A 20155-nucleotide genomic window follows, 5' to 3' on the forward strand; every position below is an offset into this window, starting at 1 on the left:
AAAGTACGAAGGAGTACACGTGAGCAAACTTCTTGAGCTGAAGAACGTCAGCAAGACGTTTCCAGGCGTCAAAGCGTTGCAGAACGTCCATTTGGACCTCAACGCCGGCGAGGTGCTGGGCCTGTGCGGCGAGAACGGTGCCGGCAAGTCCACGCTGATGAAGATCCTGACGGGCATCTACACGCCGGATCCGGGCGCGGAGATCTGGCTGCAGGGCCAGAAGGTCACCGTCCGCGACGTGAACCACGCCCGTGATCTGGGCCTGAGCATCATCCACCAGGAACTCAACATGGTGCCGGACCTCACCGTCGCCCAGAACCTGTACCTCGGGCGCCCCGGCAGCAGCAAGGGCGGCTTCGTCGACGACAAGGCACTCAACCGCGAGGCGAGCGAGCTCTTCGAACGCCTCGGGATGAGCATCCGCCCCACCTCCCGCGTCGGCGACCTCTCGGTGGCCCGGCAGCAGATGGTGGAGATCGCGCGCGCCCTGTCGTTCGAGTCCACCAAGATCCTGATCATGGACGAGCCCACCGCGGCGCTGACCATCTCGGAGACCGACGCCCTGTTCGGCATGATCCGCGACTTCGTCACCCCGGAGACCGGCCTGATCTACATCTCGCACCGCATGCCGGAGATCGAGGAGATCACCGACCGGGTCTCGGTGCTGCGCGACGGCCAGTACATCGGCACCGTCACCACCGACGAGGTGGAGATGCGCGAGATCATCTCGATGATGGTGGGCCGCGAGGTCTCGGGCGACGCGCGACCCCGCACCACCGTCGACAGCGACGAGGTGCTGCTCAAGGTGGAGAACCTCAACACCAGGAAGCTCCTCCACGACATCAACTTCGACGTGCGCAAGGGCGAGGTGCTCGGCTTCGCCGGCCTCGTCGGCGCCGGCCGCACCGAGGTGGCCCGGGCCGTGTTCGGCGCAGACCCCCGCACCTCCGGCGACATCCACGTGCACGGCAAGAAGATCAACATCCGCTCCGCCGCAGACGCGGTGCGCGCAGGCATCGGCTACCTCTCCGAGGACCGCAAGACGTACGGCCTGCTGCTCGAGCAGGACATCAAGTACAACGCCGTGCTCGCCGCCATGAACGACTTCAGCATCGGCGGGTTCGTCCTCGACGGCAAGATCCGCACCGTCGGCAAGGAGTTCTCCGACAAGCTCAGGGTCAAGACGCCGTCGGTCAACCAGCTCCTCGGCAAGCTCTCCGGTGGCAACCAGCAGAAGGTCGTCATCGCGAAGTGGCTCGTGCGTAACTCCGACATCCTCATCTTCGACGAGCCCACCCGAGGCATCGACGTGGGTGCCAAGGAGGAGATCTACGACCTCATCGAACAGTTGAGCGCCGCGGGCAAGGCCATCATCGTCATCTCCTCCGAACTGCCGGAGGTGCTGCGCGTCTCGCACCGCATCGTCGTGATGGCGCACGGACACATCACCGGCATCCTCGACAACGAGGACGCCACCCAGGAAAGCATCATGGAGCTCGCCACCCTCGGCAAGGCTCAGTTGAAAGGAACCGCAGCGTGAGCACTCAAGCCACCACCAAGCAGACGACGAGCCCCGTCCAGGGCTACCTGAAGTCGTCGCTTCAGCAGATTTTCGTCTTCCTCGCGCTGGTCCTGATCTACATCGTCTTCATGCTCGTGGCGCCCAACTTCGCCACGCTCGGCGTCGCGCTGGACATCGTCTCCCAGTCGGCCTACGTCGGTGTGATGGCGTTGGGCGCGACCTTCGTGATCGCGACGGCCGGCATCGACCTCTCGGTCGGCACGGGCATGAGCCTGGTCGCCGTCGCGGCGGGCGCGTTCCTCGCGGCCGACCCGTGGCTGAACCTGCCGCTGGGTGCGGGCCTCGCGTTGACCATCCTCGTGGGCGCGTTCATCGGCCTGATCAACGGCTTCAACATCGCCTTCCTCGGCCTACCACCGTTCATCGCCACGCTGGCGATGATGATGGCGGCCCGCGGCCTGGCGCTCGTCGTGTCGGACAAGCAGACCATCAGCATCAAGAACCCGCAGTACACCTGGCTGTTCAACGGCGAACTCATCCCCGGCCTCAAGAACGCCATCTTGTGGTTCATCCTCTTCGCGATCATCGCCGGCGTCATGCTCAACAAGACGCTGCTGGGCCGCTACGCCATCGCCATCGGCTCCAACGAGGAGGCCACCCGCCTCTCCGGCGTCAACGTGCGGTTCTGGAAGACGATGGTCTACGTCACCGCCGGCGTCTTCATGGCCTTCGGCGCCATCCTCTACTCGTCGCGGTTCGGCTTCGTCCAACCCGCTGAAGGCGTGGGCTTCGAGCTCAACGTCATCGCCGCCGTCGTCATCGGTGGCACCTCACTCGTCGGTGGCCGTGCCAACATCATCGGCACCGTCGTCGGCGCACTCATCATGGAGACCCTCCGCAAGGGCCTCCAGATGATGGGCATCGCACAGGAATGGCAGCTCGTCGCCACTGGCGTCGTCGTCCTGCTGGCCGTGTTCATCGACAACGTCCGCCGCGCCAGAGCTGCTGCGGTCTGACCCGCCCCCCGTCCACCACTCACGCACAACAACCCCCTGTACCGGGAGGGCGGTCCTCCCAACAACCGAAAGGAACCGCTATGCGCATGTTGCGCTCCGCACTGGCTCTCGGAGCCGTGCTCAGCCTGGGCCTCACCGCCTGCGGCACGTCCACCTCCACCGAGACCGAAGCTCCCGCCCCGGCAGAGGAGACCAGCGCTTCGGCACCCGCGGAAGAGACCTCGGCCCCGGCTGAGGAAGAGTCCCCCTCCGAATCCGCTTCTGAAGAAGCCCCTGCGGACGGCGATGTCCCCAAGGGCGACGGCACGCAGACCATCTACCTCGTCTCCAAGGGCTTCCAGCACCGCTTCTGGCAGGCCGTGAAGGAAGGCGCTGAGCAGGCCGGCGAAGAGCTGGGCTACAAGGTTCAGTTCGTCGGCCCGCAGGACGAGACCCAGGTCACCGAGCAGCTCAACCAGCTGAAGACGGCCCTGGACTCCAAGCCCGCCGCCATCGGCTTCGCCGCCCTCGACTCGGGTGCCGCTTCGGATCTCCTCAACGAGATCGAGGCTGCGAACATCCCGATCATCGCCTTCGACTCCGGTGTCGACTCCGACATCCCGCTGACCACCGTCTCGACCGACAACACCGCAGCCGCTGAGAACGCCGCTGAGCACATGGTCGAACTCATCGGTGGCTCCGGCCAGGTTGGCCTGATCTGCCACGACCAGACCTCCGCCACCGGCAAGCAGCGTTGCGACGGCTTCCAGAACTGGATCAAGGACAACGCTCCTGACGTCACCGTTCTCGAGCCCCAGGTTGCCGGCGCGGTCGACCTCGCCGCCAACACCGCCAAGTCCATGATCCAGGCCAACACCGAGCTCAAGGGCATCTACGGCACCAACGAGGCCGCCGCCACCGGCGCCATCCAGGGCGCCAAGGAATCCGGCGCTGACGTCGTCGTCGTGGGCTTCGACTCCGGCAAGACCCAGATCGAGGCCATCAAGTCCGGCGACCAGGCCGGCGCCGTGACCCAGGCCCCCGTCAAGATGGGCTACGAGACCGTCGTCGCCGCCATCAAGGCCATCAACGGACAGGAGCTGCCGAAGGTCATCGACTCCGGCTTCGCCTGGTACGACGCCTCGAACATCGAGGATCCCGAGATCGCCGCCAACCTCTACGAGTGATGCGTGAGGGTGGGCCCGCCCGGGCCCACCCCACCTCATGAACAATCCCTAGGGGCGCCTGTCCGCGTTTGCCTGCCTCGCGTGGGACACGCAGACAGGGGCCCCTTTTCATCCGACGCAGCCACCCGGCCGCCTGCGCGGAGCACACCGTGCCGGAAACCTGAACCACTAGTAACGAACAAAGAAGGTGTGATTCGTGACCAACTACCCGAAGATCGGTATCCGTCCCATCATCGACGGCCGGCGTAACGGCGTGCGCGAGGCGCTCGAGGACCAGACGATGGGTATGGCGCTGCGCGTCAAGGAACTCTACGAGTCTGAGCTGAAGTACCCCGACGGGACCCCCGTCCAGGTGGTCATCGCCGACTCGACGATCGGCCGCGTGCCGGAGGCCCAGGCCGCCGCCGCGAAGTTCAAGGCCGAGAACGTCGGCCTCACCCTCTCGGTCACGCCGTGCTGGTGCTACGGCTCCGAGACCATCGACATGGACCGCACCATGCCGCACGCGATCTGGGGCTTCAACGGCTCCGAGCGTCCGGGTGCCGTCTACCTGGCCGCCGCGCTGGCCGGCCACGCACAGCTGGGCATCCCCGCCTTCGGTATCTACGGCGAAGAGGTGCAGGACGCCGACGACGAGTCCATCCCGGCCGACGTGCGTCAGCGCCTGCTGGACTACGCACAGGCCGGCCTCGCCGTCGCCTTGATGCGCGGCCAGTCGTTCCTCTCCATCGGTGGCGTGTCCATGGGCATCGCCGGCTGCGTGGTGAAGGAGGAGTTCTGGAACTACTGGCTGGGCATGCGCAACGAGTACATCGACATGGTCGAGATCGAGCGTCGCATCAACCTGGGCATCTACGACAAGGACGAATACGAGATTGCGTACACGTGGGTGCGCGAGAACCTCAAGCAGGGTGAGGACTTCAACCCCGAGGAGTGGCAGCGCTCCGCCGAGGACCACGAGAAGTGGTGGGAGTGGAGCACCAAGATGGTGCTCATCGGCCGTGACCTGATGATCGGCAACCCGAAGCTCGCCGAGATGGGCTTCGAGGAGGAGGCCGTCGGTCACGGCGCGCTCGTCTCCGGCTTCCAGGGCCAGCGTCAGTGGACCGACTACCTGCCCAACGGCGACCTGATGGAGACGCTGCTCAACACGCAGTTCGACTGGAACGGCAAGAGGCAGCCCCTCATCCAGGCCACGGAGAACGACAACCTCAACGGCGCGTCGATGATGTTCAACTACCTGTTGACCAACACGGCGCAGATCTTCTCCGACGTGCGCACCTACTGGAGCGCCGACGCCATCGAGCGCGTCACGGGCCACCGTCCCGAGGGTCGCGCAGCGGCGGGTGTCATCGACCTGCGCAACTCCGGCGCCACCACCCTCGACGGCACGTTCGCCGCCAAGGACGCCGACGGCAACCCCTGCATCAAGCCCTGGTGGGAACTCAGCGACGACGACATCCAGGCGATGATCGACGAGACGACGTTCCATCCTGCCAACACCGGCTACTTCCGCGGCGGTGGCTTCTCGACGCACTTCCGCTCCGCCGGTGAGGTGCCCGTCACGATGACGCGCATCAACTGGGTCGACGGCCTCGGCCCGGTCATGCAGATCGCCGAGGGCTACACCGTCGAACTGCCCGACGAGGTGGCCAAGACCATCGAACTGCGCACGGATCCCGGGTGGCCCACCACCTGGTTCGTGCCGAACCTGACGGGCGAGGGTGCCTTCACCAGCGTCTACGAGGTCATGAACGCCTGGGGCGCCAACCACGGCGCCATCTCGTACGGTCACATCGGCCACCAGCTGATCACGCTGGCGTCGATGCTCCGCATCCCGGTGAACATGCACAACGTGGAGCGCGAGCGGATCTTCCGCCCGAAGAACTGGCTGGGCTTCGGCACGGCTGACCTCGAGGGAGCAGACTTCCGCGCCTGCGCCCAGTTCGGCCCGATGTACAACTAGTAGCGCTGTTGGTTCCCTGGGCCGGCCGTGCGCGGCTGGCCCAGGGAACGCGCACCACCATCCAGGAGGAGAGAAGTGTCCACCGTCACCGCCCTTGCGGTTGATCTCGGGTCGTCGACCGGGCGAGTGATCGCCGGCACGTTCCGCGACGGCCGCATCGAGGAAGTCGAAGTCCGCCGCTTTCCCCACGAGGCGCGGATGCGCGACGGGTACCTCTCCTGGGATCTCGATGTCATCTGGGGCGAGGTGGTCGAGGGGCTCCGCGACGCCGTCGCCCGCTTCCCCGACGCGGTGAGCGTCTCCGTCGACACCTGGGGAGTCGACTACGTGGCACTCGGCGACGACGGCGCGGCGCTGACTCCCGGCCGCGCGTACCGCGACGAGCGCACGATCCGCACCCATGAGGCCTTCCGTGAGCGCCTGTCCGACGAGGCCCTGTGGGCCGCCACCGGTATCGCGCCGGCCACCATCAACACCGCGAACCAGCTGTTCGCGCTCCTTCAGGAGGAGCCGGAGGTGGTGGCCAGGACGTCGCAGATCCTCCTGCTGCCTGACTACTTCACCTATCTGCTGTCCGGCGCCCGCGGCTGGTCGCGTTCCCACGCGTCGTCGTCGGCGCTGATCCGCCCAGGCGCCCACGAGTTCTCCGACGAGGTGTTCGAGGCGCTGGGCATCCCGCGCTCGTGGGTGGGCGACGTGACGAGCGAGCTCAACGTGGTGGGCCGGTGCATCGTCGAGGGGCTCGAGCAGCTCACCGTGGTGCGCGCCGGTGCCCACGACACCGCCTGCGCCGTGCACGCGCTGCAGCGCGACGTGAGCCAGGACTCGTACTTCCTGAGCTGCGGCTCATGGTCCGTGCTGGGCGTGCTGCGCGACGAACCGCTGCTCTCCGACGAGGCCCGCGCGCTGGGCCTCACCAACGAGGCGCGCGCCGACGACGGCCTGCGCCCCCTGTTCAACATCACCGGCCTGTGGATCCTGCAGGAACTCCAGCGAGACTGGGAGCAGCAGGGTCGCACCCACGACATCGTGGAGCTCATCCGGCGGGCCGAGGCCTCACCGTCGCTGGGTGCCACCATCAACCCCGACGAGCCGCAGTTCGTGCTGAAGGGCGGGATGGAGAGGCGGGTGCTGGAGGCGCTCGCTGCCCAGGGCGTCGCCGTCGACGACCTCGACGAGGGGGCGGTCACGCGGGTGGTGTTGGAGTCGTTCGCGGCGCGCTACGCCCGCGGCATCGCCGACCTCGCCGCCCTCACCGGAACTCCCGCCACGCAGTTGAACCTGGTGGGGGGCGGGTCGCGCAACAGGTTGTTGTGCCAACTGACCGCCGATGCGCTGGGGGTGCCGGTGATCGCGGGGCCAGTGGAGGCCTCCGTGCTCGGCTCGCTGCTGGCGCAGTTGGAGATCATGGGCCACCTGGACCCGGCCAACCGCAACGACGTCATCGCCAGCACCGCCCGTACCGAGACCTTCGGGCCGCGGTCATGAGGGCCGGGCAGCAACGCGCCAACCTGCGAGACATCGCCGAAGCCTCCGGCGTCTCCATCCAGACCGCCTCCCGCGTGGTGCGGGGCGTCGACGTGGTGGCCGAGGCCACCCGCGCGCGGGTGCTGGAGGCCATCGAGCGGCTCAACTACCAGCCCAACCTCGCCGCCCGCTCCCTGTCGGCGGCGCGCACCGGCTCCGTGCACATCATCGACGCCGTGCCGCTGTTCCACGGACACGCCACGTCGTTCGTCGCCATCTGCCAGGCGCTGTCCAACCTCGAGTTGCACACGTCCACCTCCGTGTTCGGATCGCCGGACATCGACCATCGGGAGCTGCACCACCTGGTGCCGGTGAGCGCCGACGGCGTGATCGTGCTCGGCGGGCGGGCGGAGTCTCGGCCGTGGATCGACACCATCGCCAGCCGCCTCCCGACGGTGTGCGTGGGCGAGACGAAGGACCTCCCGTCGCCGGCCGTCGGCGTGGCTGTGGACCACCGGGCGGGGGCGGTGGCCGCTGTGGACCACCTCATCAGCCGCGGTGCGCAGCGGATCCTGCACGTGGCCGGTCCGCAGGACTGGATCGACGCGCAGGAGCGCCTGGAGGGCTACAAGTTGGCCATGGGCAAGGCGGGCCTGGAGCCCACCGTGCTGTTCGCCAACTCCTGGGACGCCTCCGCCGCGGCTGCCCTGGTGCCGGACCTGCCGCCGGACGTCGACGCGATCTTCGCTGCCAACGACCAGTTGGCGCTCGGCACGATGTCGGCGCTGCAGCTGGCTGGCCGCCGGGTGCCCGGCGACGTGCGGGTCGTCGGCTACGACGACGTGCCGGGTTCCGAGTGGTTCCTGCCCGGCCTCACCACCGTGCGGCAGGACTTCTTCACGATGGGGGAGCAGGCCGTGAAGGCGTTGAACCTGTTGTTGAACGGCGAGCCTGCGGAGTCGTCGTTGATCACGCCCACGCTGATCGTCCGCGACAGCACGTAACCACCCGAAAGGAAGCCCCATGCTCAACGGCCCCATGATCCACCCCGAGCTGCTGAACGCGCTCGGCCGCGCCGGTCACGGCAGCAAGATCCTCATCACCGACGGCAACTACCCCCACGAGACGGGCGCCAACCCGCGCGCCCGCCGCATCTACCTCAACCTCGCGCCCGGGCTGCTCAACGTCTCGCAGATCCTGGACGTGCTGAAGCAGGCCGTCCCCATTGAGCAGGCCGGCATCATGGTGCCCGCCGCCGACGCCCCGCCGGAGCTGCGCCCCGACAAGATCGACGCCCACGACGAGTACAAGGCGGCCCTGCCCGGCGTCGAGTTCGTGGAGATCTCCCGTTGGGACTTCTACGACGAGGCGAAGAAGGACGACGTCGGCATCGTGATCGCCTCGGGCGAGCAGCGCATCTACGCGAACCTGCTGCTGACGATCGGTGTTCGCCAGTAGTCGCTGGTTGACGCGGAGAGCGATGTCAGGCCAGGTTGCCGGAGACCTCCGGGAACAACGGAGGCGTCCGCGCATCCACCCACGCCACCAGCGCGTGGAAGGCCTCGGTGTCCTCCGCGTCGATGCCGTCGCCCCGGACCACCTCGTGGGAGCGCCTGCCGACCGCGATCCAGAGGCGCGCCGTGATGCCATCCGCGACCGGTGAGTCAGGCAGGGAGTTGGGGATGGTGAAGAAGTCCGCCTCTGTGATGAGGTGGCGGAGCTCATCATCCTCAGCCTTGGTCAGCTGGTAGCTGTCGGTCTCGTAGGAGGTGGATCGGCCGGCGATACCGCCGGAGACCGAATAGCGCAGCCTGATCTCGGTGTCGGGACGCGGGTTGTCCCCTCGGGCCCGGCGCACATTGCCCTGCTGATCGGCGTGGTAGGTGAAACCGTCGCCCAACCGGATGAGGTAGCCCGGCGTGACCACGTCCGCGCACGCGTCGTCGTCTTCGGCGAGGCCCAGGCACGAATCGGGCCAGTCCCGCGCCTCCATGCCCTCCAGCGCGACGCCCTCCGTGGGGATCCGCAGGAGGTTGGCGGCATTCTCGATGGCGGCAGACAGTGCGACGACGGCGGGGTGATCAGCGGCGGTCATGGTGCGCTCCTAGCTGGGCGGGGTTGACGCTTCCAGGCGGTCAAGCGAGCCTAAGCCACCGGCCCCCGGCAAAGGAAGAGGGTTCGCATCTGCCTCATGTGCGCATGCTCCCGGTTAGGGTGGGAACACCCTCGCCAAGGGAGAAGGAGGACCCGCCATGCCCATCCCCACTCCGGACACCGAGTCTCTAGATTTCACCACCCTGGCCCAGGCCGACGACGGCCCCCGCGACCCCGTTTCGACGGTGCTGCGTGACCACGCTGCCTTCGTTGAGTTCTTCGATGGTGAGCCGCCCATGGAGCACCCGGTCGACTGGGACACGGAGGTGGTGACGGTTGTCGCGCTGGGCCCACGCGGTCACGGAGCCGGTGTCGCCATTGCGGAGATTCAGCTGCACACCCTGGGGATCCGCGGCGGCACGGTGGATGTGTACTTCCGCGAGGTGGCCGGCGAGGTTGACGACGCCACGGTCACCTACCCCTTCCACGCCGTCCGGTCTACTACCTTCGGTCACGCGTTCTTCCACCCCGTCGGGCCCGCCGACGTCCCAGCGGGCCTGTTCCGCGACTGGCGTGGCCCCATCCGCACCGACGACGACGGGGTCGGTGTCTACGTCCCACGGGAGGAGGCTCCGCTGTCACGCTCGGTGGCGGGATTCGCGGTGGACGGCAGCGGCTCCTTCGTCGCCGTGGACGACGCCCCCGGTGATGGCCCCGTCGAAGTCCCAGGACACTGGCGGCCCGCCGGGGACGGGGTGAGCGTCGAGCTCGAAGACGGCCGCGCCTTCACCCTCCATGTGGTGTCGGTGGACGAGCATGAGCTGCGCGCCCGAATCCATGGCGTCAGTCGGCCAGCACGATGACGAGTTCCGTGCGCATCGACTCCGGGTCAGCCTCGGGGGTGGGCTCGGTCAGGTAGATCTCCCAGAAGGGAAGCCCTGCCTTCCTGTGGGCAGACTCGACCTTCTCGAGGAAGACGCCCCAGGCCTCGCCCAGCCGGCTGTAGGAGCCGACGTGCGAGACCGTCGCGATGTTGCCGCCCGGAAGGACCGAGCCGTGGAGCGAGGCCCCGGATGGGGTTGTGACAGCGGTGGTCAGGGGGCGGTCGACCGGCACCCCCACCTCGAAGGTCGCATTCACTCCGGGCATCTGCTCGTAGAGGGTGAACACCGGGCCGACCGGCTGGAGCCCCTGAGCCTCCAGCGCGGGGAACAGCGCGGACACGGCGCCGTCCATCGCCTGGGACATGGCGGACAGCGGATAGTCGGTGAACTTCTGCACCACGGTGGGGATCTCCGCCACCTCCAGGAACTCCACATCGGTGCGGGCAGGGCCCGTGTAGTACGGGGCCGGGTGGGCTTCAGTCATGATCTTCCCCTCATTGGGATTCGAGCCGACGAGACGGCGTCGGCCCGCGTGGCCAGCAACTTTACCCGCGCGGATTGCGCGTGAACAGGCTTCTACCCACGCTCACTGCTCCACCCTCACCTCGATGGTGTGGTGCCCCGATGCACCGTCGGGCGCGACCGGTGTGCGCACGTCGGTCTGCGTGTCCCCCAACCCGTCGCTGGCCCGCACCGCGATGGTGTGGGACCCGGGCGTCGCGTCCCATTCGTAGACCCACTGGCGCCACGTGTCGACGCTGAGGCTCGCGGCGAGGCGCGCCTCCTTCCACGGGCCGCCGTCGATGCTGACCTCCACCATCTCGATGCCGCGCGTTGGTGCCCATGCCACGCCCGCGATCGGCTGGCGCCCCGCAGCCACGCTGGACCCCGGGCGGGGGACGTCGACCCGGGACTGCGTCTTGATGGGACCCTCGCGCGCCCATCCGCGGGGGATCCAGTACCCGGCCTCGGCCTCGAAGGTGGTCAGTTCGATGACGGACAGCCACTTGGTGGCCGAGACGTACCCGTAGAGGCCGGGCACCACGAGGCGGGCCGGGAAGCCGTGGAGGGCCGGGAGCGGCTCGCCGTTCATCCCCAGGGCCACCAGCGCGCCACCCTCCATCGCGGTCTCGGTGGGGAAGCCTGCGGTGAACCCGTCCACCGATCTGCTCAGCAGTTGGGTGGCGCCGTCCTGCACCCCGGCGCGCTCCAGCAGGGCCCGGAGGGGCACGCCCTGCCACCGGGCGTTTCCGACCAAGCCTCCGCCCACCTCGTTGGAGACGCAGGTCAGCGCGATGTCGGTTTCGACGTGCGGCATCGCCAACAGATCGTCGTAGGTCAGGGTGAACGGGCGATCCACCAGGCCGCGGACCTCCAGCGACCATTGCTCCGGATCGACCTGGGGAATGGAGAGGGCGGTGTCGATCCTGTAGAAGTCGTCGTTGGCGATGTACAGCGGAGTCAGCCCGGGGAGCGCCAGGTCCGCATCAGGTGGGGCCGGCGGAGCGGGCGTCGCCGGTACGGGCAGCCGCAGCAGCGCGCGGATCTCCTCTACGCGGCGCGACGACGTGAGCCACCGGCCGGCCGCTGCTGCGGTACCGGCGATGGCCACCGCGATTCCGACCGCCTGCAGGAACGCTCGGCGTCCGGGCCGTGCCTCTCCGCGGCCGACGGGGCCCGGCAGGGCGGCAGACCGCGCTGACGCGGCGCGGGTGAGGATCACTAGGGCGATGATCCCGCTGGCCGCGCCGGCCAGGCCCGCCGCCATGACGGCCCAGGCGGTGGAGCGCTCGTCCCCGATGGCAGCGACGACGCCCACCAGGGCGAAGACTGTCAGCCCGGCAGAGGCCAACGGCAGGCTTCGACGGGCCACCCATCCCAGCCCTGCACCCACGAGGAGGGAAACGGCCAGAATCCCGACGATGAGAACGGGCTTGTCCGCAGTGCCGAGGATCGCGATGGCCGATCGTTCCAGCCAGCCCGGGACGAGATCGATCACGGTGTCGCCCACGGCCTCCACCAGCGACCGGCCGCCGGGCAGGAGCGCGCCCACGAGTTCGGAGGTGCCGAGCGCGACGGCGGTGGCCGCGGCGCCCGCGATTGCCGAGTCCCGAAGGGTCGGCGTGGGCGCCCCGCCGGGGGTGCCTGTTGGGAGGCCGTTCACATCACGAGTTTACGAGGCGCCGCGTAATCGGGGTTGTCTTGATCGGCGTCTTAGCCGCTTTCGGGGTCCCGTGGTTTGGTGGCCGAGCGGAGACGTCGTCGACATTCGCCGTCGATGGACCACTACTTTGTTCCTCATGGTTGAGGATGCGGCCCGGGTGGACGTCAAGCGGATGCGGCTGCGCTATGCGGGCACCTGCTCAAGCTGCGGCTCGGCATTGAGTGCGGGCACGACCGCGGACTACGACCGGTCTACCAAGACGGTGGCCTGCGTGACGTGCCCACCCCAGGCTCCACTGCGCCAAACAGATCCCACTGCTCCGGGAGTGCTTGTCGACGAGACCATCGCAGCCGTCGCAGCTGCTGCGGTTCGTCCAGGGCCTGACGTGGAGAAGGTGCCCTCGTTGGGGGTGGTTGATGGGCAGGGCGGCGCATCTGCGGCTGCCGAGTACCAGCGGCGCCATGCGGCCCGGGCCGAGCGGGTATTGGGCAACCACCCGCGTATGGGGCGGTTCCTGCTGGCGGTCTTCGACGACCCTCAGTCGACGCGGGCCTGGTCGGTGGGCGCTGAGGGCGAGCGGATGCTCGGTGGCATGCTGGCGTCCATGGCTGCGGACTCGCTGCGTGTGCTGCACGATCGCCGCATTCCCCGGACCAGGGCGAACATCGATCATCTGGTCGTGTGCCCCAGCGGGGTGTTCGTGGTGGACGCCAAGCGCTACCGCAACGCCCGGCCAGCGCTACGAGTCGAGGGAGGCTTGCTGAGGCCACGGACCGAGTCGTTGACCGTCGGGGGGCGAGACCGGACAGCGCTGGTGACGGGGATGCAGAAGCAGGTAGACCTGGTCCGCGCGGCCCTGGCCGAGCGGCCAGAAGTACCAGTGCGGGGTGTGCTGTGTTTCGTTGACGCGGACTGGCCGCTGCTCGGCGGCGCGTTCACCGTCAACGAAGTGGCAGTGATGTGGCCCAAGAAGCTCAAGTCGCTACTGACCGAACGCGGACCGCTGGACGAAGCGCAGATCGCGGACCTCCAGTGGCAACTCCACGAAGCCTTCCCGCGCCAGAAGCAGGCACCACCAGGTGAGTGAGCACTCGCCGACGGCGGCGGTGCGGGCGGTCGTGCCGGGGTGCCAGGCAAGCCGCAGAGGTCTCCCTCGCGCACCGCTGCAGATCCGTGCCTACTCGCGGTGACGCAGGATGTTCACGACATGACCGTCTTGTGTTCGTACCAAGAAGCGGCGGACGCCCCACGGCTCGGTTGTGAGCGGGTGAACGATCTCGTACCCGCGACGAACGGCTTCGGCGTAGGCCTCATCGACATCGTCAACGGCGATCGAGATGGCTGGGGCATCGGACGCAGCGCCGTCTCGAGTGAGCAACTGTAGGTTGGCGCCCGAGGGAGCAACGTAGCGGGTCACCCAATCCAGGCCCAGGTCTTCGCGACGCAGACCCAGGTAGTCGCCGTAGAAGTCGTCGGCTGCGGTGATGTCCTTGACCAGCACGTCCGGAATGATGCGCACTACCCTCATGTTTGCGAGTGTGCCACTACTGGGAGACTGTTACGAGAGCCGGGCCAGGGGGTGCTCATCGGCAGCAACCGGCGGCGACGCTGACGAAGCAATCTTCCGGTACAGCACCTCGAGTTGATCTGCCGCCTCCGGCGCGAACCGGACCGTGTAGGTCACTGGCCGCGCAGGGACACGAGCCGCGCACGGACCTCGCCTACAGACAGCGCACCATCCGGGTCTGCCCGCAGCCTGTCATAGGCTGGAGCAACCTGCTCCAGAAGCCAAGCGTCGACCGCGCGAGTTGGTTACCGGCGTTCGTAGATGTCGCGGCGGTGGCCGATGGCAACGACGAGGACGAGCAGCACGTTGTCATGGATCTCGTAGACGATCCGATAGTCACCGGTCCGGACACGCCACTCACCGTCACCGCCAACCAGCTTCTTGGCACCGCTAGGGCGCGGTCCGCTGGCAAGCAGTTCGATCGCCGCCTGGACCCGCCGCTGGGCGCCCCTGTCCAACTTGCGTAGCTGTCGAACCGCAGCGGGCGCGACCTCGATCCGGTAGCTCATGCCAGGCCGAGGTCTGCCTTGACCTGCTCCCAGGGGATCGCCGACTCGCCATCGACCATCTCGGTACGTGCCGCACGGGCGGCCTCGAGGTCGGCCAGGTCTTCCGCGGCCGCGATGAGCCGATCCAGGTCGTCGGCGTCGATGACCGCGGCCACCCGCTGCCCGCGACGGGTCAGATAGACCGGGTCGTGCCCGACCCGGGCCGCGTCCACGACATCGGCGAGGCGGGCCCGGGCGTCGCTCACAGTCATCTCAGTCATGACACCCAGGATAGCCGCTGGAACAGCCGAATCGTACAACTCAGCGGCTCCAGTCCCCAGAACGAACGAGACTCTCGGCAGTTGTGGACGTTCTCGACTTGGCATGGGCATGAACAAGCCGGGCCTGCGGTGGTACGACGCGCGAAGGGCGGAGTCCACGCGATACGCCGCTTTCGAAGGTCATGAACCCTGTGAGTTCCCCTGCGACGCCCCGATGAAAGGCCAGACCCTCAGAGCGTCAAGGCTCCAGCTATGTAGGCGTGCGGGCCTCCTCAAATATGGATGCCCGTGCATCTACATAGTTGGAGGTTTTCCATCGCCGGCCCCAGCGACTAAACCCCATACTTGGGCCAACGCGTCGTAACAGGTATGGAGGTACTCGTGTTCGAAGCCCAGCCCACCGTCGACGAGACGGCAGTGGGTTTCGACTCGTTCGTCCGCGCCCGCCGCGCTGATCTCTGGCGGGCCGCGTGGCTGCTCACTGGCGACCGCGACAAGGCCGACGACCTGGTCCAGACCGCCCTCGGGCGCACCTACGGCCGCTACACCGTGCTGGCCAACGACGCCAAGTTCGAGGCCTACGTCCGCACCACCATCTACCGCACCTATGTGTCGTGGTGGCGGCGGAAGTGGAACGCCGAGCTGGCGTCGGACGACCTGCCCGACAGCCCGACCGCCAGCGCAGACCAGGCGGTCAGCATGGACGTCGTCCGGGCCTTGGCCGCGCTGCCGAAGATGCAGCGCGCGGTGATGGTGCTGCGGTTCCTGGAGGACCGCACGGTCACCGAGGTCGCGGAGCTGCTCGACATCGCCGAGGGCACCGTCAAGGCACACACCTCCCAGGGGCGCGCGGCTCTGCGCGCTTCGCTTCACCTGTCCGAGGAGGAACGGTCATGAGCGACGACCAGCTGTCCGAGATGTTCAAGCGCGACCTGCCCCGCCCGGGCGACGGTGCCTGGTCCGAGGATGCCCGCCGTCGCGCGGGTCGCCGTCGGGTGACCGTCGGCACGCTGGCCATGGTGGCCGCGCTCGCCGTCGTGAGCCCGTTCGCGTTGCAGTTGGTGAACAAGTCCAACGACACCGCGGTGCCTGCGCCCGTCGGCACCGAGCCGGTGGCGACTGCAGCCGAGGACCGCGAGGCCGCGTGTTCCGGGGCGGACCAGTCCACAGCCAACGAGTTTCCGGAGGAGGCCGTCCGGCTGTGGCTGTGCGACGAGCCGGGTGAGATCGGCTTCTCCCGCACCGGGCCGCAGGACCCGCTGACGCAGGGGGTCGATGAGGCCCTGGCCGCATTCCGGGAGCTCCCGAAGGCCGACCCGAACCAGGCCTGCACGATGGAGTACACGCTCACCTACGTCGTGGTCGCCGAGGCGGCCGACGGCACCATGACGCCCGTGCGTGGCGAGCTGCACGGCTGCCGCAGCGTCGGCAACCGCTCCGGCGGTGACGCGTTCCTCGACACGCTCGCGGGCCTGTGGCAGGCGCAGCGCGCCGAGGGCTCCGCGCCCACGTCCAGCCTCTCGTCGGAGCAGGTCTGCTCGTCCATCGGTGCCATCCTGCCGGCCACGGTCGACGGTGCCACGCAGGGCGCCCTGTGCCGGCCCGACGACGGCACCGGCACCAAGAGCGAGGGCGTCGAGCTGCCGACGGACGTGCTCCAGCGCGTCAAGGACGACGTGGCCGCCAACGCCGTCGACGGCGCCCTGGGCGAATGGGAGCCCACCGCACGGCTGGTGCTCGCCAACGCGTGGGGCGAGTCCGTCACGCTGACCCGCTTCGCCAGCGGAAGCTACGTGGTGGGCCCCAACCAGGTCTGGCGCCCGAAGGGCGACCTCGCGGCAGAGCTCGACGCCCTCGTCGGCCAGCTCGGGAACCCCGTCACCCAGCAGCCGTACGTGCCGGAGCGGCCGGACTGCACCGCGGCGCGCAACACCGCCGCCGAAACCCCTGCGGTCATCGAGGGCGACATCACCGGCGTCTACTTCTGCTTCGAGAGCCCCGAGGGTGGGCCCCGGCTGATCGCGCCCGGAGGCCTGTACGAGCCGGCGTTCGTGGAGCGCGCGGTGGAGGCGTTCAACGGCCTCCCGGTGCTCGAGGGGGTCTGCGCCCTCCCGTCCGACGGCACCCGGCCCGAGGTGTACGTGGTGTACGCCGGGATGGAGGGCGACGTGGCGGCGGTGCGGGCGGACGGCTGCGGCCCGGCGACGGGCGCGGTCCAGAAGGACGGCGACCTTGTCGGCGTGCTGGTGGACCTGTTCCGCGAACAGACCGGGGATGAGGGCGCCGGGATGTATTACGGCGCGCAGGAGCTGTGCCCGCGGGCCGATTCGCTGGTCCCTTTCAGCCCCGAGGCGGAGGGCGCCACCCAGATCGTGGCCTGCCTCGGCCCCGACGGCGCGCTGCCGGTGGACCTGCCGCAGGAGCTGGTCAAGGCCATCTCCGCCACGTTCGAGAGTGCCCCGCAGCCCGACGACTGGGCCGCCGGCGAGGGCACCTTGGTGTGGGTCAACAAGTACGGCGAGCCCATGACGCTGCTCCGCGGCGAGGACGGCTCGTTCGGTTGGATCGCCGATGGCCCGCGCGTGTGGACCCCGTCGCCGGACGTGCAGGCCCAGCTGGACCGCGTTTTCGGCCTCTAGCCCGGCCCGCCCGGGCGGCCAGGGAACCGCTGGATAGGCTTTCGGCGTCCGACGGCAAGGAGGCCAAGAGGTGGGTTCGACGACGGTGTTCAGGGTGGCCGCAGCGCTGCTCTTCACGACCATCGTGCTGGGTTCGGTGGTGTGCGCGACCGACTCGAGCTCGGCCTGCCCCGCGTGGCCGGTCTGCTACGCCGACCAGGTGGCGCCCCTCCCGCAGTTCGAGTGGCTGAACAACCCCGTCATCGAGTTCGTGCACCGGTTCATCGCCTTCCTTTCCCTGGTGTTCACGGGCTGGGCGGGGTGGCTCGGGCGCCACTCCGCCGACGTGCGGGTCCGGCTGTTCCCTTGGGTGGCGCTGGGCCTGGCCGTCGGCTCGGCGGTGTTCGGGATGATGATCATCCTGTTCACCCTGCCGCTCGGCCTGGCCCTCATCGACGTGGGCGGCGCGATGGTCGCGATGACGATGATGACCATTTCGTCGGCGGCGGTGACTTCCCGGGTCGACGGTGGCTCGCCGTCGGTGCGACGCCTCGGCCTCGGCGCCCTCGTCGTGCTGATCTCCATGCACCTGCTGGGCATCGTCGTGGCGGGCGTGACGTCGGCGGGCACGGGCTCGTTCACGCGCTGCATCAGCTGGCCGCTGTGGCTGGTGCTCGACATCGACAAGTACCCGGCGCTGCAGGTGGCGCGCATCGTGATGGCTGCCGCGGCGCTCGTGCTGATCGCGGCGACGGTGGCGAAGGCCGCGCGCAGCCCCAGGCTGCGCATGCCCGCCGTCGTGCTGGCCGCGCTGACCGTCCTCGAGTTGGCGCTGGGGCTGCTGATCCGCGCCCAGGGGTTGGCGCTCACCCAGACCAACGGCATCAACGCCACGCTCGCGGTGCTGTACACCGCGCTGGCGTCGGGGATCGTGTGGGCGCTGGGCTACGTCACCGGGCGGGCGGGATCCGTCGCCCGACGTTCGCCTGAGCCCACGGTCCCGGAGGCCGTCACGGGATCCGCTTGGTCCACTCCTCGGAGCTGAACTTCGTCTCCACGAGGTGCTTCGCCTTCGCCAGTTCCTCGTCGGAGTAGTCGCGGCGCTGCGTGGAGTAGAGCGACTCGAAGTGCTTCAGGAACGACGCCAGGATCTCGTCGCGGGGCAGCTGGGTCTGCGACCGCAGGGGGTCGACGCGCTTGTTGGCCGACTTCGTGCCCTTGTCGGACATCTTTTCGCGCCCGATGCGCAGCACTTCGAGCATCTTGTCGGCGTCGATGTCGTAGGCCATGGTCACGTGGTGCACGACGACGCCGCCGGTGACCCGTCGCTGGGCGGCGCCGGCGATCTTGCCCTTGTCCGAGGCGATGTCGTTGAGCGGCACGTAGCGCGCGTTGACGCCCAGCTCCTTCAGCGCGCCCATCACCCACTGGTCCAGGAACTCGTAGGAGCGCTCGAAGCTGAGGCCCTCCACCAGCGACACCGGCACCACCAGCGAGTACGTCACGCAGTTGCCGGGCTCCATGAACATGGCGCCACCACCGGTGATGCGCCGCACCACGTTGATGCCGTGCCGGGCGCGGCCCTCGTCGTCGATCTCGTTCTTGTAGCTCTGGAACGAGCCGATCACGACGAGGGGCTGGTCCCAGTCCCAGATGCGGAGGCTGGGGCGGATCTCGCCCTTCGCGAGCTCCGCGGCGAGCACCTCGTCGAGCGCCACGTGCATCCGCGGGTCCATGGAGACGGGGCCGATGACGTCGAACGTGTGGTCTGACCAGTCGGTGGCGTGGCCGAGGGCGCGGCGCACCGCGATGCCCACGGCCTCCGGCGTGAAGCCGATCATCTGCGTCTCGGAGTGCAGCCGCGCGGTGATGGCTTCGGCCATCTCCACCACCGACGACGTGGTGGGCATGCCGAGCAGCGCGCCGTTGATGTCGTCCAGGGCCCCGTCGGGTTCGAGGAAGAAGTCGCCGGAGATGGCCACGCGGCTGAGCCTGTCGCCCTCCTGTTCGACGTCGACCGCCACGAGTTTGCCGCCAGGAACCTTGTATTCGCCACGCATGTCGATGAGCTTACCCACCCGGGGTTGGGGCCCGTGGGGGACGGCGGGCTGGGTGAAGTTGTGCACCAAGTCCGCTGCACAACTTCACTTTGCCTGGTGGGGTGGCGGTCGCGACGGCGGGCTGAGCGAAGTTGTGCACCAAGTCCGCTGCACAACTTCACTCTGCCGGGCAGGTTCGACGGCGGGGCCGACGCGGGGGCGGCCGCGGCGCCCCGACTCAGGCATGTCGCCGGGCCTGTGCACCGAACGGCACCCTCGACGCGTGTTGGGGGTGACATATCGCTCAACCAAGGAGGCACCGTGCATGCCGAAACACTCGCCATCCCGGCTCCGGCCGCGGTTAGGGTGAGCCTTGTGAACGACGAGGTCAGCGAGGCGACCCTCGGCTTCGAGGGGTTCGTGACGCAGCGGGGCAGGGGCCTCTGGCGCGGCGCATGGTTGCTGACGGGCGACTCCCACCACGCCGAAGACCTCGTCCAGACCGCGCTTTCCAAGACCTTCACGCGCTACGGCGACTTCGACAACGACGCCCAGTTCGAGGCCTACGTCCGCACCACCATCTACCGCACGTTCGTGTCGTGGTGGCGCAAGCTCAGTTGGCGCAACGAGAAGGCGGCCGAGTTCGTGGCGGATTCGGCCGCGCCCGAGACACCGCACGGCGTCAACCTCGACCTCGTCCGCGCCCTCGAGGAACTGCCCCGCATGCAGCGCGCCGTGCTGGTGCTGCAGTACTTCGAGGACCTCGCCACCGACGACATCGCCCAGCGCCTGGGTATCTCACCCGGCACCGTCAAGACCCATTCGTACCGCGGCCGCGCCGCCCTGCGCGCCTCCAAGCACCTCGCAGGAAGGGGTGAGTGAC

At 68.5% G+C, this 20155-nt stretch carries 20 protein-coding genes; 13 read left to right on the forward strand and 7 right to left on the reverse strand.

The annotated features are described in order from the left end of the window. Positions 1 to 19 precede the first annotated feature (19 nt). From C3E87_RS13230 to C3E87_RS13260, 7 genes are all read left to right on the forward strand, one after another. On the forward strand, positions 20 to 1540 hold the full coding sequence (locus tag C3E87_RS13230) for a sugar ABC transporter ATP-binding protein (protein ID WP_076063707.1): 1521 nt from the start codon (positions 20 to 22) through the stop codon (positions 1538 to 1540). Continuing rightward, positions 1537 to 2538: an ABC transporter permease gene (locus C3E87_RS13235; RefSeq protein WP_076063709.1), complete on the forward strand. Its 1002-nt coding sequence runs from the start codon at positions 1537 to 1539 to the stop codon at positions 2536 to 2538. The genes C3E87_RS13230 and C3E87_RS13235 overlap by 4 nt, the downstream gene beginning before the upstream one ends. Positions 2539 to 2624: 86 nt before the next feature. Then, positions 2625 to 3704, forward strand: coding sequence for an ABC transporter substrate-binding protein (locus tag C3E87_RS13240; protein ID WP_238974204.1), 1080 nt, complete (start codon positions 2625 to 2627; stop codon positions 3702 to 3704). A 196-nt stretch (positions 3705 to 3900) separates the two neighbouring features. Further along, positions 3901 to 5670: an L-fucose isomerase gene (locus C3E87_RS13245; RefSeq protein WP_076063714.1), complete on the forward strand. Its 1770-nt coding sequence runs from the start codon at positions 3901 to 3903 to the stop codon at positions 5668 to 5670. A 75-nt stretch (positions 5671 to 5745) separates the two neighbouring features. Beyond that, on the forward strand, positions 5746 to 7158 hold the full coding sequence (locus C3E87_RS15005; protein ID WP_076063716.1) for a rhamnulokinase family protein: 1413 nt from the start codon (positions 5746 to 5748) through the stop codon (positions 7156 to 7158). Beyond that, entirely contained in the window at positions 7155 to 8141 is a 987-nt protein-coding gene (locus C3E87_RS13255; protein WP_076063718.1) for a LacI family DNA-binding transcriptional regulator, read from the forward strand. The genes C3E87_RS15005 and C3E87_RS13255 overlap by 4 nt, the downstream gene beginning before the upstream one ends. Before the next feature lie 19 nt (positions 8142 to 8160). After that, positions 8161 to 8595: an RbsD/FucU family protein gene (locus tag C3E87_RS13260; RefSeq protein WP_076063720.1), complete on the forward strand. Its 435-nt coding sequence runs from the start codon at positions 8161 to 8163 to the stop codon at positions 8593 to 8595. Between the two features lie 25 nt (positions 8596 to 8620). Here C3E87_RS13260 and C3E87_RS13265 read toward each other — a convergent pair whose 3' ends face one another. Beyond that, positions 8621 to 9232 carry a protealysin inhibitor emfourin gene (locus tag C3E87_RS13265; protein ID WP_076063722.1) on the reverse strand — a complete coding sequence of 204 codons (612 nt, stop codon included), beginning with the start codon at positions 9230 to 9232 and terminating at the stop codon, positions 8621 to 8623. 157 nt (positions 9233 to 9389) lie between these two features. Here C3E87_RS13265 and C3E87_RS13270 point away from each other — a divergent pair, with 157 nt between their 5' ends. Continuing rightward, on the forward strand, positions 9390 to 10094 hold the full coding sequence (locus C3E87_RS13270) for a hypothetical protein (RefSeq protein ID WP_076063724.1): 705 nt from the start codon (positions 9390 to 9392) through the stop codon (positions 10092 to 10094). Here the strand turns inward: C3E87_RS13270 and C3E87_RS13275 are convergent. Together C3E87_RS13275 and C3E87_RS13280 are read right to left on the reverse strand one after the other, a co-directional pair. Further along, positions 10075 to 10599 (reverse strand): GyrI-like domain-containing protein, encoded by a 525-nt coding sequence (locus tag C3E87_RS13275; protein ID WP_076063726.1) that lies wholly within the window; start codon positions 10597 to 10599, stop codon positions 10075 to 10077. The genes C3E87_RS13270 and C3E87_RS13275 overlap by 20 nt on opposite strands. 102 nt (positions 10600 to 10701) lie before the next feature. Next, positions 10702 to 12279: a sulfite oxidase gene (locus C3E87_RS13280; protein ID WP_076063729.1), complete on the reverse strand. Its 1578-nt coding sequence runs from the start codon at positions 12277 to 12279 to the stop codon at positions 10702 to 10704. A 136-nt stretch (positions 12280 to 12415) separates the two neighbouring features. Here C3E87_RS13280 and C3E87_RS13285 point away from each other — a divergent pair, with 136 nt between their 5' ends. Beyond that, entirely contained in the window at positions 12416 to 13366 is a 951-nt protein-coding gene (locus C3E87_RS13285) for a nuclease-related domain-containing protein (RefSeq protein WP_198928317.1), read from the forward strand. Between the two features lie 90 nt (positions 13367 to 13456). Here C3E87_RS13285 and C3E87_RS13290 read toward each other — a convergent pair whose 3' ends face one another. The 3 genes from C3E87_RS13290 to C3E87_RS13300 all read right to left on the reverse strand — a co-directional run bounded on the left by C3E87_RS13290 (position 13457) and on the right by C3E87_RS13300 (position 14615). Continuing rightward, a complete protein-coding gene (locus C3E87_RS13290; protein ID WP_076063732.1) occupies positions 13457 to 13807 on the reverse strand; it encodes a VOC family protein in 351 nt (116 codons plus the stop codon). 284 nt (positions 13808 to 14091) lie between these two features. Beyond that, the gene (locus C3E87_RS13295; RefSeq protein ID WP_076063734.1) at positions 14092 to 14355 is read right to left on the reverse strand and encodes a type II toxin-antitoxin system RelE/ParE family toxin; all 264 of its coding nucleotides are present in this window, start codon (positions 14353 to 14355) and stop codon (positions 14092 to 14094) included. Further along, positions 14352 to 14615 (reverse strand): type II toxin-antitoxin system Phd/YefM family antitoxin, encoded by a 264-nt coding sequence (locus tag C3E87_RS13300; protein ID WP_182762593.1) that lies wholly within the window; start codon positions 14613 to 14615, stop codon positions 14352 to 14354. Before C3E87_RS13300 ends, C3E87_RS13295 begins: the two co-directional genes overlap by 4 nt. 381 nt (positions 14616 to 14996) lie before the next feature. On the opposite strand from C3E87_RS13300, the gene C3E87_RS13305 reads away from it, so the two are divergent. The 3 genes from C3E87_RS13305 to C3E87_RS13315 all read left to right on the forward strand — a co-directional run bounded on the left by C3E87_RS13305 (position 14997) and on the right by C3E87_RS13315 (position 18278). Continuing rightward, positions 14997 to 15512 carry a SigE family RNA polymerase sigma factor gene (locus C3E87_RS13305; RefSeq protein WP_198928318.1) on the forward strand — a complete coding sequence of 172 codons (516 nt, stop codon included), beginning with the start codon at positions 14997 to 14999 and terminating at the stop codon, positions 15510 to 15512. After that, complete coding sequence (locus C3E87_RS13310; protein ID WP_076063739.1) at positions 15509 to 17254, forward strand: hypothetical protein; 1746 nt, start codon at positions 15509 to 15511, stop codon at positions 17252 to 17254. The genes C3E87_RS13305 and C3E87_RS13310 overlap by 4 nt, the downstream gene beginning before the upstream one ends. A gap of 70 nt (positions 17255 to 17324) precedes the next feature. Next, on the forward strand, positions 17325 to 18278 hold the full coding sequence (locus C3E87_RS13315; RefSeq protein ID WP_076063741.1) for a COX15/CtaA family protein: 954 nt from the start codon (positions 17325 to 17327) through the stop codon (positions 18276 to 18278). Here the strand turns inward: C3E87_RS13315 and C3E87_RS13320 are convergent. After that, positions 18244 to 19293, reverse strand: a complete 1050-nt coding sequence (locus C3E87_RS13320) for a biotin/lipoate A/B protein ligase family protein (protein WP_076063763.1) — start codon at positions 19291 to 19293, stop codon at positions 18244 to 18246. The two genes, C3E87_RS13315 and C3E87_RS13320, sit on opposite strands and share 35 nt — an antisense overlap. A gap of 300 nt (positions 19294 to 19593) precedes the next feature. Here C3E87_RS13320 and C3E87_RS13325 point away from each other — a divergent pair, with 300 nt between their 5' ends. Continuing rightward, positions 19594 to 20154, forward strand: a complete 561-nt coding sequence (locus C3E87_RS13325; RefSeq protein WP_198928319.1) for a SigE family RNA polymerase sigma factor — start codon at positions 19594 to 19596, stop codon at positions 20152 to 20154. Position 20155: the final 1 nt, after the last annotated feature.

The organism is Tessaracoccus sp. ZS01, assembly GCF_022342445.1.
GTDB lineage: Bacteria > Actinomycetota > Actinomycetes > Propionibacteriales > Propionibacteriaceae > Arachnia.